Source organism: Zestomonas insulae (assembly GCF_016901015.1).
In the GTDB taxonomy this organism is placed as follows: Bacteria; Pseudomonadota; Gammaproteobacteria; order Pseudomonadales; family Pseudomonadaceae; genus Aquipseudomonas; species Aquipseudomonas insulae.
This window is the reverse complement of sequence record NZ_JAFEUP010000002.1, coordinates 536,508-551,821: the sequence shown is the minus strand read 5'-3', so window position 1 is coordinate 551,821 and position 15,314 is coordinate 536,508. Positions and strand designations below refer to the sequence as shown.

Here is a 15,314-nt window from a genome sequence, read left to right as displayed (position 1 = left end):
CGCTCTGGAGTGCCCTATGCCCGAGTTGCTCAATGCCCGCGTCGAGGCCTGCTACCAGCAGGCCGAAGCCTTTTTCAAACGGCGTTTCCCGCGCCCCGAGGTCAGTTTTCAGCTGCGTGGCCAGAAGGCCGGCGTAGCCCACCTCACCGAGAACAAGCTGCGTTTCAACCCGCAGCTGTATCGGGAAAACAGTGAAGATTTCCTCAAGCAGACCGTCGCCCACGAAGTGGCGCACCTGATCGCTCACCAGCTGTTCGGCGCGAAGATCCAGCCGCACGGCGAGGAATGGCAGCTGATCATGCGTGGCGTCTATGAATTGCCGCCGCACCGCTGCCACAGCTATGACGTCAAACGCCGCCGGGTCAGCCGCTACATATACCTGTGCGCCTGCGCGGAAAACGACGAGTTCCCCTTCTCCGCCCAGCGTCACGCCCTGGTGGCCAAGGGGCGGCGCTACTACTGCCGGCGCTGCAAGACGACCCTGGTATTCAGCGGCCAGCAGCGGGTCGAGTAACCCGAGCCGCGCTGACTGACGTCGATCAGGCGATGACTTTCGCCGCCTTCAGCGTGGCGATCTGCTCGGTGCTGTAGCCCAAACCGTGCAAGACCTCCTCGCTATGCGCCCCGAGCGGCGCGCCGACATGCTGCGGTGCCGGCAGACCGGAGGAGAACTTGATCGGGCAGGCGATCTGCCGTTGCGCCGGCAGCCCCTCGCGCGGCACCTCGACCACCAGCTCGCGGGCCTTGAACTGCGGATGCTCGATCGCCTCGGCGAGGCCGAGCATCGGCTCCACGCAGGCATCCAGGCCGGCGAACAGCTCGCACCACTCGGCGAAATCGCGCAGTTCGAACTCGATCTGCAGCTCGCGCTTGAGCGCCGCCTGGTCTTCCGGCTTGCGCGACAGACCGCGCGCAGCCAGCTCGGGACGGCCCAGCGCGCTGCACAGCTGCTGCATGAACTGCGGCTCCAGGCTGCCGACCGACAACCAGCGCCCGTCGCGGCTGCGGTAATAGTCGTAGAAGCTGCCGCCGTTGAGGGTCTGGCTTTCCATCTGCGGCTCCTCGCCGCAGGCCAGATAACCGGCGCCACCCATGGCATGCAGGCTGAACGCGCAGTCGGTCATGCTGATGTCGATGTACTGCCCTTCGCCCGTCTGCTGGCGCTGGATCACGGCGGCCAGCAGACCCATCACCGCATGGAAGGAGCCACCGGCGATGTCCGCCACCTGCACGCCGAGCGGCAGAGGGCCGGTGTCGCGGCGGCCGGTCTGCGCGGCGACTCCGGACAGCGCCAGGTAGTTGATGTCATGCCCGGCGCGGTCCTTGTACGGGCCGGTCTGCCCGTAACCGGTAATCGACACGTAGATCAGCCGCGGGTTGATCGCCTTGAGCGCCTCGTAGCCGAGGCCCAGGCGCTCCATCACCCCCGGGCGGAACTGCTCGAGGACGATGTCGTAGTCGCCGAGCAGTTGCTTGACCACCTCGAGCGCCTCCGGGCGCTTGAGGTCGAGCGCGAGGCTGCGCTTGTTGCGGTTCAGGTAGGCGTGCGCCGTCGAGGCGCCGCCATCGTGCGGCGGCATCACCCGCAGCAGGTCCATGCGCGTCGGCGATTCGATGCGCAGCACCTCGGCACCCATGTCACCCAGCAACAGCGAGGCGAACGGACCGGGCAACAGGGTGGAGAAATCGAGAATCTTCAGGGACGACAGCGGGCCTTTCATTGCAACTCCTTCGGTCCAGTCATTGCCAGTGCAGCGGCTGGCGCACATCGAGGGCGGCCACCGCGTCGGCGAAGCGTGCTTCGAGCACGTTGCGGCGGATTTTCATGGTCGGCGTCATGCAGCCGTTGTCGATGGTCCAGGCGTCGCGCACCACCAGCAGGCTGCTGATCCGCTCGTGCGGCAACAGCCGCTCGTTGAGCGCGCCAAGTACCCCCAGCAAATCGCCGGCGACCTGCTCGCGGGCCGCCTCACGTGCCGACGGCGCCAGTTCGACCAGCGCCAATGGCTGATCCATGCCGCTGCCGATCAGGCAGACCTGCTCGATCCAGGTGCTCTTGGCCAGCTCGCCTTCGATCGGCGCCGGGGCGATGTACTTGCCCTTGCTGGTCTTGAAGATGTCTTTCAGGCGCCCGGTGATGGTCAGGTAGCCGCCGGCATCGATTTCGCCCTTGTCGCCGGTGTGCAGCCAGCCGTCGCGCAGGGTTTCGGCGGTCTTTTCCGGGTCGAGGTAGTAGCCGGTCATCAGCGCGCGACTACGGAACAGCACCTCGCCGCTGTCGTCGATGCGCAGTTCCAGGCCGGGCATCGGGCGGCCGACCGTGCCGAGGTGCACCTGGCCGGGCCGGTTGAAGGTGCCGTAGGCGAAGTTCTCGGTCATCCCGTAGCCCTCGCAGATGACCAGGCCGATGCGCTGGTACCACTCGAGCAGCGCACGGGGAATTGGTGCCGCACCGGACACCAGGATGCGCGCGCGGTCGAGGCCCAGACCACGGCGAATCTTGCGCGCCACCAGCCCGCCGACCAGCGGAATGCCCAGCAAGCGGTCCAGCTTGGCGGCCGGCAGTTTTTCCAGCACGCCCTGCTGGAAGCGCGTCCACAGCCGTGGCACGGCGAAGAACACCGTCGGGCGAACCTGGCGCAGGTCGTCGGCGAAGGTCTCCAGCGACTCGGCGAAGCTCACCGTGGCGCCGGCGCAGAGGCTCTCGAACTCGACCAGGAAGCGCTCGGCGGCGTGCGACAGCGGCAGGTAGGAGAAATACTGGTCGTCTTCGCCGATCTGCTGCTCGCCCACCGCGCCCTGCGCGGCGAACATCATCGCCCGCGCCGAGAGCATTACGCCCTTGGGCTGGCCGGTGGTGCCGGAGGTGTAGAGGATGCTGAGGATTTCCTCGGGCTGCTGCTCGTGGGCGACTACCAGCGGCGCGTGCTCGCGCAACAGCTCGTCCCAGTGGTACTGCGCCGGCAGCGTCGGATAGGGCATGGCAATGCGCTTGACCTCGGCGGGGATCGCCGAATCGAGCTTGTCCTGGCCGTCCAGCTTGCCGAGGAAGATCGCCTTGCACGCCGCGTGGCGCAGCACGTAGTCGATGCCGTCGGCCGACTGGGTCGGGTACAGCGGCACGCTGACCAGCCCGGCGAGCATGATCGCCAGATCGGCGACAAACCATTCCGCGCAATTCTTCGAGAACAGCGCCACCCGGTCACCCGGCTCGCAGCCCAGCGCGTGCATCGCGGTCGCCAAGCGCCGCGCCTGGTCGTCGACCTCGCGCCAGGTCAACGCATGCCAGACTCGCTCGCGCGGCTGGCGCAGCCAAACCGTATCGGGCTTCTGCGCCACCCACTGCGCAAAACGCTGCAACGGTAGTTGTTCAGTCATCGCTCAACCCTTCTTCTTGTTGTTGGGAGGGAACAGCATCGGGCGCGCGGCGCCCGTACCCTACTCTGCCTTCCTGAGCGGCGAAGACAAAGGCTCAGTGCGTAACGGAACGTTGCGCTAGTGCGCACGCGGATCAGAGCTTCATGCCGCGGCTGATGATCTCCTTCATGATCTCCGAGGTGCCGGCGAAGATGCGCTGGATGCGCGCGTTCGCGTACATCTTGCAGATCGGGTATTCCCACATGTAGCCCCAGCCGCCGTGCAGCTGCACGCCTTCATCGACCACCTTGCCAAGCAGTTCGGTGGTGAACAGCTTGGCCTCGGCGGCGACTTCCGGGGTGAGTTTCTTCTGGTTGTGGTCCATCACGCAGCGGTCGACGAACACCTGGGCGACGTCCACCTGGGTGCGCATCTCGGCCAGCTTGAAGCGGGTGTTCTGGAACTGCGCCACCGAGCGGCCAAAGGCCTGGCGCTCCTTGACGTAGTCGATGGTGGTCTGCAGCGCCGCCTCGGCGCCGGCCACCGCGCCGCAGGCGTTGGTCAGGCGTTCCTGGGCGAGCATGTTCATCAGGTAGAAGAAGCCGGCCTTGGCATCACCGAGCACGTTTTCCTTCGGCACCTTGACGTTGTTGAAGAACAGCTCGGCGGTGTCCTGGCTCTTCATGCCGAGCTTCTTCAGGTTGCGCCCACGCTCGAAGCCCTCCATGCCGCGCTCGACCAGGAACAAGCCCATGGCGTGCTTGTTCGACGGGTCGGTCTTCGCCGCGACGATCACCACGTCGGCCAGCAGACCGTTGGAGATGAACACCTTGGAGCCGTTGAGCAGGTAGTGGTCGCCCTTGTCCACGGCCGTAGCGCGCATGCCGGCCAGGTCGGAACCGGCGGCCGGTTCGGTCATCGCCACCGCGAGGATGGTCTCGCCACGGATAATTCCGGGGAGCAAACGAGCCTTCTGCTCGGCGTTGCCGTATTCGGCGATGTAAGGACCGCACAGCGCCGAGTGCAGCGGAATCATGAAGCCCGGCTCGTTGATGTTGGCCAGCTCCTCGCACATGACCTGCTCATAGCGGAAATCCTTGAGGCCCAGGCCGCCGTACTCCTCGTCCGCCCAAGGCAGCAGAAAGCCCATCTCGCCGGCCTTCTTCCACACCTCGCGATCGACCACGCCGGCCTCTTCCCAGGCCTCTTGATGCGGCACCACTTCCTTCTGCAGGAAACTGCGGAACGAGTCGCGGAACATGTCGTGTTCGGTTTCGAAGTGGATGCGTTGCATGGGGTGATCCTCGTGGATTTTTGTGCTCTCCGCAGGTTAAGCAGCCGCCCCCCCCCCTCTCAATGACGCATGCGCTCAGGATGCGTTGACGCATTCGCACAGCCGGAGGTGCGCCGTTACAACGACCGGGTTGTCCCTGCGCGGCGCGCTGACTACCATCGGGCGGCCCCGTCGACGAGCCCGAAGCCATGCGTGAACGCACCATCGCCAGCCATTTTGTCCGTGCCGCCCTGCGTGGCGCCGAGCGGCGCGGGCTGGACACCACGGCATTGCTGGCCGAACTCAACCTGCCGCCGGCGGTGCTCAACGAGCCGCGTGCGCGCATCGCCCCGGAGCAGTTCACCGCATTGATGCAGCGCGTGTGGGACGCCCTGGAAGACGAGTACATGGGCTTCGGTCGCGGCCGCAGCAAGCCCGGCACCTTCGCCATGGCCTGCTACACGCTGATCCATTGCCCGACCCTGGAGAAGGCCTGGGGCCGCGGCATGATGTTCTACGGGTTGTTCGAGGAAGCGCCGAAGCTCTCCCTGGAGCGCGACGGCGACAGCGTCTGGCTGCTGGTCGACGACAGCCGACTGAACGACCCCGACCATTTCCTCGTCGAGAGCCTGCTGCTGATCTGGCACCGCCTCGGCAGCTGGCTGATCGGCCAGCGCATCCGCCTGCTGGAAGCCGCCTTCAGTTACCCCGAACCGGCGCACAGCGGCGAATACGACCTGCTGTTCCCGGCGCCGCAGCGCTTTGCCGCCGGACGCACCGGCCTGCGCTTCCAGACCCGCTACCTGGACATGCCGCTGCTGCAGGACGAGCGCACGCTCAAGCAATTCCTCAAGAACTCGCCGGCCGACCTACTCGCCCGACCCGACGGTGGCGACAGCCTGACCAGCCAGATCCGCCGTCTGCTGGGGCGCGACTGCAATCAGTGGCCGGACCTCGACCACGTCGCCAGCCAGCTGCACACCAGCCCGCAGACCCTGCGCCGCCACCTGCGCGAGGAAGGCACCAGCTTCCAGGAGCTCAAGGACCATCTGCGCCGCGACCTGGCCATCTACCACCTCGGCCGCGACGGCCTGAGCCTGCAGGACATCGCCGAGCAGCTCGGTTTCTCCGAGGCCTCGGCCTTCCACCGCGCGTTCAAGAAATGGACCGGGCTGACCCCCGGCGCCTATCGCGCCCATCAGGACATCTAACTGCTCTGAGGCGAAGCGCCGTTGGTCGCCGACGCCACCCCGCGTTTTTGTCCTTATGAAATGCAGGGGCTAGGCTCAAGTCAGCCACATGGCTGGAGCCTGACCACCATGATTAGCGACGCTGGATATAAAGCAGACAAGGGCAAGGAAACCCGCCTGTTTCTCTTTCTCGTGATTTGCCTGTTTCCCTTGCTCTCCGTAGCCATCGTCGGTGGCTATGGGTTCCTCGTCTGGATGTACCAACTGGTCGTCGGCCCTCCCGGGCCGCCGGTGTAGGAGCGCCCGCATGCTCGCCCGACGCGCCTGGTTCAGGCGCCTCGGTGGTGCGCCCGTGGTACGCCGCCCGCCGTGGACTGCCAGTGATTTCACCGAACGCTGCACACGCTGCAACGCCTGCCTTGACGCCTGCCCGGAACAGGTGCTGATCGGCGGCGACGGCGGCTTCCCGCAGCTCGAGCTCAGCCACAGCGGCTGCTCGCTGTGCGGCGACTGCGCCAGCGTCTGCGAGGCCGGGGTATTCGACCTCTCCCGCGTCGCCTTTGCCTGGCACGCGCAGATCGACGCGCACTGCCTGGCGCTGGCCGGCATCCACTGCCGCAGCTGCGAGGACGCCTGCGCGGCGCGGGCGATCCGTTTCCAACTGCAGCTCGGCGGCCCCGCGCAACCGCAACTCGACCCGCTCGCCTGCACCGGCTGCGGCGCCTGCCTGGCGCCCTGCCCCAACCAGGCGATCCGCCTGATCGCCGAGGAACCCGCGCATGCCTGAACCCACGCAGATCGCCAGCCTGATCGTCCACACCCGCCCGGAGCACCTGCAGGCCGTGAAAGCCCAGCTGCGCCGCCTGCCGGGCCTGGAGCTGCATCAGGAAAGCCCGCTGGGCAAGCTGGTGGTGGTCCTCGAAGCCGAGCGGGAAAGCCAGATTCTCGACTGTGTGACCGCCATCCAGAGCCTGTCCGGCGTGCTCAACGCCAACCTGGTCTACCACGAAGTGCTCGAGGAGCCGGAGGCCGCGCACAGCAGCGCGTCCGTCCACGCTGGAGTAGCGCAACCATGAAGATGACCCGCCGTGAATTCGCCAAGGCCAACGCCGCCGCCATCGCCGCGGCGGCCGCCGGCCTGCCGATCCTCTCCACCGCCAGCAACCTGGTCACCGAGGCGGACATGACCCGCCTGGACTGGAACAAGGCGCCCTGCCGCTTCTGCGGCACCGGCTGCAGCGTGATGGTCGCCACCCGCGACGGCAAGGTGGTCGCCACCCACGGCGACATCAAGGCCGAGGTCAACCGCGGCATCAACTGCGTGAAGGGCTACTTCCTGTCGAAGATCATGTACGGCAGCGACCGCCTGACCCACCCGCTGCTGCGCATGAGCGGTGGCAAGTACGACAAGCAGGGCGAGTTCCAGCAGGTCAGCTGGGAGCAGGCCTTCGACATCATGGAGGAGAAGTTCAAGGCCGCGCTGAAGGCCAAGGGCCCGGAATCGGTGGGCATGTTCGGCTCCGGGCAATGGACGGTGTGGGAAGGCTACGCCGCCAACAAGCTGTTCAAGGCCGGTTTGCGCAGTAACAACATCGACCCCAACGCCCGGCATTGTATGGCCTCGGCGGTGATGGGCTTCATGCGCACCTTTGGCATGGACGAGCCGATGGGCTGCTACGACGACATCGAGGCCACCGACACCTTCGTGCTGTGGGGCTCGAACATGGCCGAGATGCACCCGGTGCTGTGGTCGCGGGTCACCGACCGGCGGCTTAGTGCGCCGCAGGTCAAGGTCGTGGTGCTGTCGACCTACGAGCACCGCAGCTTCGACCTCGCCGACATCCCCATGGTGTTCAAGCCGCAGACCGACCTGGTGATCCTCAACTACATCGCCAACCACATCATCCAGAGCGGCGCGGTGAACAAGGACTTCGTCGCCAAGCACACCAAGTTCGCCCACGGCGCCGAGGACATCGGCTACGGCCTGCGCCCCACCGACCCACTGGAGAAGAAGGCGAAGAACGCCGACAAGGCCAACACCTGGACGGACATCTCCTTCGACGAGTTCGCCGCCTTCGTCAAACCCTACACCCTGGAACGCGCCGCCAAGGAATCCGGGGTGCCGGCCGAACGCCTGAAGGCGCTGGCCGAGCTGTACGCCGATCCGAAGCGCAAGGTCATGTCGTTCTGGACCATGGGCTACAACCAGCACACCCGCGGGGTGTGGGCCAACAACCTGACCTACAACCTGCACCTGCTCACCGGCAAGATCAGCGAGCCGGGCAACAGCCCGTTTTCGCTGACCGGCCAGCCGTCGGCCTGCGGCACCGCCCGCGAGGTCGGCACCTTCGCCCACCGCCTGCCGGCCGACATGGTGGTGACCAACCCGAAGCACCGCGAGACGGCGGAGAAGATCTGGAAGCTGCCGCCCGGCACCATCCAGGAGAAGGTCGGTTTCCACGCCGTGCAGCAGAGCCGCATGCTCAAGGACGGCGTGCTCAACGTGTACTGGACGCAGGCCTGCAACAACATGCAGGCCGGGCCGAACATCATGCAGGAGACCCTGCCCGGCTGGCGCAACCCGGACAACTTCGTGATCGTCTCCGACGTCTACCCGACCGTCTCCGCGCAGGCCGCCGACCTGATCCTGCCAACCGCCATGTGGGTGGAAAAGGAAGGCGCCTACGGCAATGCCGAGCGGCGCACGCAGTTCTGGCACCAGCTGGTGAAAGCGCCGGGCGAGGCGAAGTCCGACCTCTGGCAGCTGGTGGAATTCTCCAAGCGCTTCACCACCGACGAGGTGTGGCCCGCCGAGCTGCTGGCCAAGGCCCCGGAGCTGAAGGGCAAGACCCTCTATGAGGTGCTCTACAAGAACGGCCAGGTCGATTCCGCGGCCAACGAGGAAATCGCCAAGGGCTACGCCAACGACGAGGCCGAGGCGTTCGGCTTCTATATCCAGAAGGGCCTGTTCGAGGAGTACGCGCGCTTCGGTCGCGGCCACGGCCACGACCTCGCGCCGTTCGACGCCTACCACGAGGCGCGCGGCCTGCGCTGGCCGGTGGTGGATGGCAAGGAAACCCGCTGGCGCTACCGCGAGGGCCACGACCCCTATGTGGTGGCCGGCAGCGAGGTGCAGTTCTATGGCTACCCGGACAAGAAGGCGATCATCTTCGCCCTGCCCTACGAGCCCCCGGCGGAGGCGCCGGACCAGGAATATCCGTTCTGGCTGTGCACCGGCCGGGTGCTCGAACACTGGCACACCGGCAGCATGACCGCGCGGGTGCCCGAGCTGTACAAGGCGGTGCCCGACGCGCTGGTGTACATGCACCCGGACGACGCCCGCGAGCTGAAGGTGCGCCGCGGCAGCGAAGTGAAGGTGATCAGCCGGCGTGGCGAAATCCGCGCACGGATCGAAACGCGCGGACGCAACAAACCGCCGCAGGGCCTGGTGTTCGTGCCGTTCTTCGACGCCAACAAGCTGATCAACAAGGTCACCCTGGACGCCACCGATCCGATCTCCAAGCAGACCGACTACAAGAAGTGCGCGGTCCGCATCGAACTGGTCAGCCTGGCCTGAGGAGCGCCGCCATGAACCGCATCTGCCTGCTCCTCACCGGCGCGCTGCTGTCGCTGCCGCTGCTCGCCGCCGATTACCCGCTGGACGCACCCGGCCCGGACGGCCGTCGCCCCGGCGGCCACCTCACCGAAAGCATGCCGGCACCACCGCTGGCCGACGAGGAAAACAAGGACATCAAACGCGAGCGCAACTACCCCGAGCAGCCGCCAACCATCCCGCACACCATTCGCGGCTACCGCATCGACACCAACAGCAACAAGTGCCTGTCCTGCCACAGCCGCGCGGCCAGCGCGCGCACCCAGGCGCCGATGATCAGCATCACCCACTACATGGACCGCGACGGCCAGGCGCTCGCCGCCGTGGCGCCGCGACGCTACTTCTGCGTGCAGTGCCACGTGCCGCAGAAAGACGTGAAGCCGCTGGTGGGCAACGTGTTCGAGGACATCGACACGATCCTGCAGCGCGACGCGGGCACCTCGACCGGCAACCCTTGAGGAGCGTGAGATGAAAGCATTGATCGCCTGGCTCCTCGGCTACTGGCAGGTGTTGCGCCGACCGAGCGTGCACTACAGCCTGGGCTTCCTGACCCTGATCGGCTTCGTCGCCGGGATCGTCTTCTGGGGCGGCTTCAACACCGCGCTGGAGGCCACCAACAGCGAGAAATTCTGCACTTCCTGCCATGAGATGCGCGACAACGTGTTCGTCGAACTGAAGGACACCATCCACTACAGCAACCGCTCCGGGGTACGCGCCACTTGCCCGGACTGCCACGTGCCGCACCAGTGGACCGACAAGATCGCGCGCAAGATGCAGGCCTCCAAGGAGGTCTGGGGCAAGATCTTCGGCACCATCAACACCCGCGAGAAGTTCGTCGAACACCGCCGCGAACTGGCCGAGCACGAATGGGCGCGGCTGAAGGCCAACGACTCGCTGGAATGCCGCAACTGCCACAACTTCGAGTTCATGGACTTCACCCGGCAGAGCCAGCGGGCCCGGCAGATGCACTCCACCGCGCTGGCCAGCGGCAAGGCGACCTGCATCGACTGCCACAAGGGCATCGCCCACCACCTGCCGGACATGAGCGGCGTGCCGGGCTGGAAATGACCCGCGGCGGGAAATCCGCGCGCGCTGGTCTACCCTTGTCGGTCCCGTCCGGAGGATTCGCCATGCGCCCGCTGCTCGCCCTGCTCCTGCTCGCCTGCGCCTTTAGCGCCCAGGCCGAAATCAAGACCCAAACCATTCCCTACCAGTCCGCCGACGGCACCAAGCTGATCGGCTACTACGCCTATGACGATGCCAAGGCCGGCAAACGCCCGGGCGTCATCGTCGTCCACGAATTCTGGGGCCTCAACGACTACGCCAAGCGCCGCGCCCGCGACCTCGCCGCGCTGGGCTACAGCGCGCTGGCCGTCGACATGTACGGCGACGGCAAGACCGCCGCGCATCCCAAGGAAGCCATGGCCTTCATGCAGGCCGCGCTGAAGGATGCCAAGGTCGCCGACGCGCGCTTCGCCGCCGGGGTCGAACTGCTCAAGGCGCAGCCGCAGACCGACCCGGCGAAGATCGCCGCGATTGGCTACTGCTTCGGCGGCCGCGTGGTGCTGGACATGGCCCGCCAGGGCATGCCGCTGCTCGGTGTGGCGAGCTTCCACGGCGTACTAGATACCAAGACTCCGGCCCAGCCTGGCGTGGTCAAGGCCAAGATCCTGGTCGAGCACGGCAGCGCCGACACCATCGTGCCGCCGGCGAGCGTCGCCGCCTTCAAGCAGGAAATGGACGCCGCCAAGGTCGACTACAAGTTCGTCGAGCAGCCCGGCGCCAAGCACAGCTTCACCAGCCCCGAGGCCGACATGCACAAGGACCATGGTCTCGACGTGGGCTACGACAAGAACGCCGACGAGAAATCCTGGGCCGACCTGCAGGCGTTCTTCGCCTCAATCTTCGGCTGAGCCGGCGGCGAATCTCAGGCAAAAAAAACGGGAGCCAATCGGCTCCCGCACTCAAACTGAGAAAACACCCGCCACCGACATCAGCAACGCTCTGGCGGCGGGATACAACCTCATCTGCACCTCAAACGAAGCGCGGCGCTAATCTGACACAAGCCCCCGCGGGCATCCGTTGCGCTTTGTTGGCGCTTTGCAAAGAAATGTAAACGCCGCGGCACGCTAGCCGCGCGGCGGCGCCATCGGCAGAATGCCCGCATGAATGCGCTGCCCGCCTGCTGCCCCGCCCTGCTCGACCATTGGCCGTTGCCCGTGCCGCTACCCGGTGCGCGACTGGTCAGCGCGACGTTCGATGCAGAGTTGCTGGCGCCGAGCGACTTCGCCGACTGCGGCCTCGCAGCACCAAAGGGTGCCGGTAAGCGCCAGGGCGAATTCCTCGCCGGGCGCCTGTGCGCTCGCGAGGCCTTGCACCTGCTCGGTCAACCGCCGCAATTCCCCGCGATAGGCGCCGACCGCGCGCCACAGTGGCCGGCCGGGGTGTGCGGCTCGATCACCCACAGCCATGGCTGGGCCGCCGCGGTGGTGGGTCAGCGCCAGGACTGGGCCGGACTCGGCCTGGACGTCGAGCGCCTGCTCAGCACCGAGCGCGCCGCGCGGCTGGCCGGGGAAATCCTCACTGCCAACGAACTCCAGCGCCTGCAGCGGCAACCCGCCGAGCAGCAGGCGCAACTGGTCACCCTAACCTTCTCGCTCAAGGAAAGCCTGTTCAAGGCGCTCTATCCGCTGGTGCTCAAGCGTTTCTATTTCGAGCACGCCGAACTACTGGAATGGTCGGCCGACGGCCAGGCGCGCCTGCGTCTGCTGCTCGACCTGTCGCCGACCTGGCGCACCGGTTGCGAACTGAGCGGGCAATTCAGCCTGTTCGACGGGCGCCTGCTCAGCCTGGTCGGCATTCCGACGGCTGACGCTTAAAGCCTGTTTCCGCCCACCTCGGCAGCACGGATCGCCCACGGCCACCTCACCTTCCGACCCGTGACCCCGGCGCAGGCCGGGGCCCAGAGGGCTTGCGGGCCATTCGGCGCGGGCAGCTGGATACCGGCCTGCGCCGGTATGACGGGCCTGCAAAAGGGGGCATCCAGAAAAACCGCGTCGCTTGCCGCGCCCACACAAAGAGCGCAAAACCGGCGCTTAGGACTCCAGAACAGGGGCGTCGCCGGAGGTCTGCTGGCGCGGCCAGATCAGGCTGAAGCGCGCGCCGCCGAGGCTCTCGCTGTCGCCGATCCAGGCCCGCCCGCCGTGCCAGTAGATGATCCGCCGCACGATCGACAGGCCCAGGCCATGCCCGCCGGAAGCCCGCGTGCGGCTGTTGTCCAGGCGTAGGAACGGGCGGAACAGCCGCTCACGCTCGCTTTCCGGCACGCCCGGACCATCGTCCTCGACATCCAGCCGGCAGCGCCGCACGCCGATCTGGTAGCTGAGGCGCACGCGAGACTCGGCGTGGCGCATGGCGTTGCTCAGCAGGTTCTGCAAGGCGCGGTGCAGGTAGCGGAACTCGCCCTCGACCACCGTGCTGCCGTCGGGGGCGGCGCGCATCTGCCCGCGCTCGACGCGGATGTTCGGGTAGAGCGGCGCCAACTCGATGATCACCTGGTCGATCAGTGCATCGAGGTCGACCTCCTGGAAGTCCAGCGCCGGCGCGCCCTGCTCCAGGCGCGCGTAGGTGAGCATCTCGTCGAGCAGCTTGTCGAGGTCCTGGATGTCGGCGTCCATGCCATCCATGTACTTGCGCCGCGCGGTCTCGGTCTCCGCGTCGCCGATCATCTCCAGACCGAAGCGCAGCCGCGCCACCGGGGTGCGCAGCTCATGGGACACCGCGCGGACCATCTCGCGCTGGATGGTCAGCGAACTTTGCAGGTGCTCGGCCATGGCATTGAAGGCGTCGGCCAGGCGGCCCACCGAGTCGGCATCACCGGAGGGCACCCGTGACTCCAGGCGGCCGCTGGCGATGCGCGTTGCCGCCCCTTCGAGGACCAGCAGGCGGCGCTCCAGGCGACGCACCAGCAGGTAGACGATCAGCCCGATCAGGCTCAGGCCGAGCACGCAGATCGGCCCGATCAGCTCCGGCGGGTAGGCATTCATCTGGTACAGCGGGCCGATTTCCAGCACCCAGGGCGTCGCGGTCACCCCGGAATAGACATTGATGGAGTCGCCGCCCTGGCCCAGGGCCATCACCGTATCGCCCTCGTCGATGCGGCGGCGCTGGTCGTCGTCGAGCTTGATGTTCTCCATGCGCACCAGGTGCAGGTCGAAGCCGAACTTCTGGTCTTCCTTGATCTGCGCCAGACGCGCCGGCTGCTCGGCGACCGGGAAGTGCACCAGTTCGTCGACCAGCAGGTACAACGTGGCGCGGGCCAGTTGCTCGCTGATCTGGCGGATTTCGCCGACCAGCACCACGCCCTCGCCGGCGCTGACCAGGCTGTAGACCTTGACCGAATGCGGGCCGGTCAGCTGGACCAGGACCTTGTTGCTGAACAGCTGGCCGCGCTCGCGGCTGTCCAGCGGCTGGTTCGCGATCGGCTGCAGTTTCAGCGGCACGCCGAGCAGACGCCCCCAGATCACCGCCGAGCGACGTCGTTCGACGTCACTCATGTGCTCCAGGTTGTGCGCCATCAGGCTGAAGGTGCCGCGCGCCAGGCGGTCGCGGTACTGATCGGAGCGCACCTCGTTGACCAGGTGCACAGTCAGCACGCCGAGCAGCGCGACCAGCACCAGCACGGCGAGCATGCCGCCGTAGATGCGCAGGAAGATCGAATTCATCGCGGGCCACCCTCTCTCTATATGGCCGGTCCGGGCCGTACGCCGCTCAGACCAGGCCTTCGGCCGCCTCGGCGACGAACAGGTAGCCCTTGCTGCGCACGGTCTTGATCAACCGCGGGTGCATCGGATCGTCACCGATCTTCGGCCTGATCCGCGAAATGCGCACGTCGATGGAGCGATCCTGGCCGTCGTATTCGATACCGCGCAGGGCGTTGAAGATTTCCTCGCGGGACAGGATGCGCCCGGCGTTGGAGGCCAGCAGCCAGAGCAGGTCGAATTCGGCGCTGGTCAGCTCGATGCTCTGCTCGCGCAGCCAGGCTTCGCGCATGGCGTTGTCGATCACCAGCGCGCCGAACTCCAGGCGCCGCTGGCCCTCGCCGCTGCCACCGGTCTCGGCCGCCTCGCTGCGCCGCAGCATGGCGCGGATGCGCGCCAGCAGCACGCGCGGGCGCACCGGCTTGCAGACATAGTCGTCGGCGCCCATCTCCAGGCCGAGCACCTGGTCCATGTCGTCGCTGCGCGCGGTGAGCATCAGGATCGGCCCGGCATAGCGGCCGCGTACCTTGCGACAGATGGCCAGGCCGTCTTCGCCCGGCAGCATCAGGTCGAGCACCACCAGGTCAGGCTGCTCGCGGAGGATACGTTCGGCCGCCCGCGCGCCGTCGGACTCGATGCTCACGCGCAAGCCGTTGCTCTCCAGGTACTCCTGGGTCAACGCGGCAAGGCGTTGGTCATCTTCGACGATCAGAATTTGCCAGGCTGTCTGCTCCACCACACTCTCTCCTGCACTGCACAGCGGCGGCATTGTATCAACGCCGGGCGGGACGTGACCGGGTGTTCACAAAAACCCCACATATAGTGTTCGCCTGGCATGCTCTGCGACGCCTGGCAAGGCCGAAATTTCGACCGCACATCCAACGACGAACGGCAGTAAGGGGGCAACCCCAGCAAGCACGGGCGTTCACGAAAGTTACCCCAAAGTAACCCACAGATTTATCCACAGGCTGGCTGAGAATGTCGGCTTGCCAACCCGGTAGCACCGCACTATCTTGTATCCCCATCGCGCCAGACACCTACATGTTGGGTTTTGGCTCACAATGAAACACAAGAAGAAGTTGCACCAACGGCTGGCAGAGAGCCCCGAAAATGTGCATAGA

At 66.5% G+C, this 15,314-nt stretch carries 15 protein-coding genes; 10 read left to right on the top strand and 5 right to left on the bottom strand.

The annotated features are described in order from the left end of the window. Positions 1–16: 16 nt before the first annotated feature. Positions 17–514: a SprT family zinc-dependent metalloprotease gene (locus tag JQX08_RS08250; protein ID WP_204915819.1), complete on the top strand. Its 498-nt coding sequence runs from the start codon at positions 17–19 to the stop codon at positions 512–514. A gap of 25 nt (positions 515–539) precedes the next feature. Here the strand turns inward: JQX08_RS08250 and JQX08_RS08245 are convergent, their stop codons facing one another. The 3 genes from JQX08_RS08245 to JQX08_RS08235 all read right to left on the bottom strand — a co-directional run bounded on the left by JQX08_RS08245 (position 540) and on the right by JQX08_RS08235 (position 4,651). Then, positions 540–1,721: a CaiB/BaiF CoA transferase family protein gene (locus JQX08_RS08245; RefSeq protein ID WP_204915817.1), complete on the bottom strand. Its 1,182-nt coding sequence runs from the start codon at positions 1,719–1,721 to the stop codon at positions 540–542. 19 nt (positions 1,722–1,740) lie between these two features. Then, positions 1,741–3,378 (bottom strand): AMP-binding protein, encoded by a 1,638-nt coding sequence (locus JQX08_RS08240; protein WP_204915815.1) that lies wholly within the window; start codon positions 3,376–3,378, stop codon positions 1,741–1,743. 133 nt (positions 3,379–3,511) lie between these two features. Beyond that, positions 3,512–4,651 carry an acyl-CoA dehydrogenase family protein gene (locus tag JQX08_RS08235; protein WP_204915813.1) on the bottom strand — a complete coding sequence of 380 codons (1,140 nt, stop codon included), beginning with the start codon at positions 4,649–4,651 and terminating at the stop codon, positions 3,512–3,514. A 188-nt stretch (positions 4,652–4,839) separates the two neighbouring features. On the opposite strand from JQX08_RS08235, the gene JQX08_RS08230 reads away from it, so the two are divergent. The 9 genes from JQX08_RS08230 (at position 4,840) to JQX08_RS08190 (ending at position 12,312) form a co-directional block, all read left to right on the top strand. Then, positions 4,840–5,841 (top strand): AraC family transcriptional regulator, encoded by a 1,002-nt coding sequence (locus tag JQX08_RS08230; RefSeq protein WP_204915811.1) that lies wholly within the window; start codon positions 4,840–4,842, stop codon positions 5,839–5,841. Positions 5,842–5,949: 108 nt separating this feature from the next. Next, the gene (gene napE, locus JQX08_RS08225; RefSeq protein ID WP_204915809.1) at positions 5,950–6,117 is read left to right on the top strand and encodes a periplasmic nitrate reductase, NapE protein; all 168 of its coding nucleotides are present in this window, start codon (positions 5,950–5,952) and stop codon (positions 6,115–6,117) included. A gap of 10 nt (positions 6,118–6,127) precedes the next feature. Continuing rightward, on the top strand, positions 6,128–6,607 hold the full coding sequence (locus JQX08_RS08220) for a ferredoxin-type protein NapF (protein WP_204915808.1): 480 nt from the start codon (positions 6,128–6,130) through the stop codon (positions 6,605–6,607). Beyond that, positions 6,600–6,896, top strand: coding sequence for a chaperone NapD (locus JQX08_RS08215; protein WP_204915806.1), 297 nt, complete (start codon positions 6,600–6,602; stop codon positions 6,894–6,896). The genes JQX08_RS08220 and JQX08_RS08215 overlap by 8 nt, the downstream gene beginning before the upstream one ends. Further along, positions 6,893–9,397, top strand: a complete 2,505-nt coding sequence (napA, locus tag JQX08_RS08210) for a nitrate reductase catalytic subunit NapA (protein WP_204915804.1) — start codon at positions 6,893–6,895, stop codon at positions 9,395–9,397. The genes JQX08_RS08215 and napA overlap by 4 nt, the downstream gene beginning before the upstream one ends. A gap of 11 nt (positions 9,398–9,408) precedes the next feature. Next, the gene (locus JQX08_RS08205) at positions 9,409–9,891 is read left to right on the top strand and encodes a nitrate reductase cytochrome c-type subunit (RefSeq protein ID WP_204915802.1); all 483 of its coding nucleotides are present in this window, start codon (positions 9,409–9,411) and stop codon (positions 9,889–9,891) included. 10 nt (positions 9,892–9,901) lie between these two features. Further along, positions 9,902–10,501: a cytochrome c3 family protein gene (locus JQX08_RS08200; RefSeq protein ID WP_204915801.1), complete on the top strand. Its 600-nt coding sequence runs from the start codon at positions 9,902–9,904 to the stop codon at positions 10,499–10,501. Between the two features lie 62 nt (positions 10,502–10,563). Next, on the top strand, positions 10,564–11,346 hold the full coding sequence (locus JQX08_RS08195) for a dienelactone hydrolase family protein (protein ID WP_204915800.1): 783 nt from the start codon (positions 10,564–10,566) through the stop codon (positions 11,344–11,346). A 252-nt stretch (positions 11,347–11,598) separates the two neighbouring features. Then, a complete protein-coding gene (locus JQX08_RS08190) occupies positions 11,599–12,312 on the top strand; it encodes a 4'-phosphopantetheinyl transferase family protein (RefSeq protein WP_204915799.1) in 714 nt (237 codons plus the stop codon). A gap of 216 nt (positions 12,313–12,528) precedes the next feature. Here the strand turns inward: JQX08_RS08190 and JQX08_RS08185 are convergent, their stop codons facing one another. Together JQX08_RS08185 and JQX08_RS08180 are read right to left on the bottom strand one after the other, a co-directional pair. After that, a complete protein-coding gene (locus JQX08_RS08185; RefSeq protein ID WP_204915798.1) occupies positions 12,529–14,157 on the bottom strand; it encodes an ATP-binding protein in 1,629 nt (542 codons plus the stop codon). 46 nt (positions 14,158–14,203) lie between these two features. Further along, positions 14,204–14,929, bottom strand: coding sequence for a winged helix-turn-helix domain-containing protein (locus tag JQX08_RS08180; RefSeq protein ID WP_204915797.1), 726 nt, complete (start codon positions 14,927–14,929; stop codon positions 14,204–14,206). Positions 14,930–15,314 lie beyond the last annotated feature (385 nt).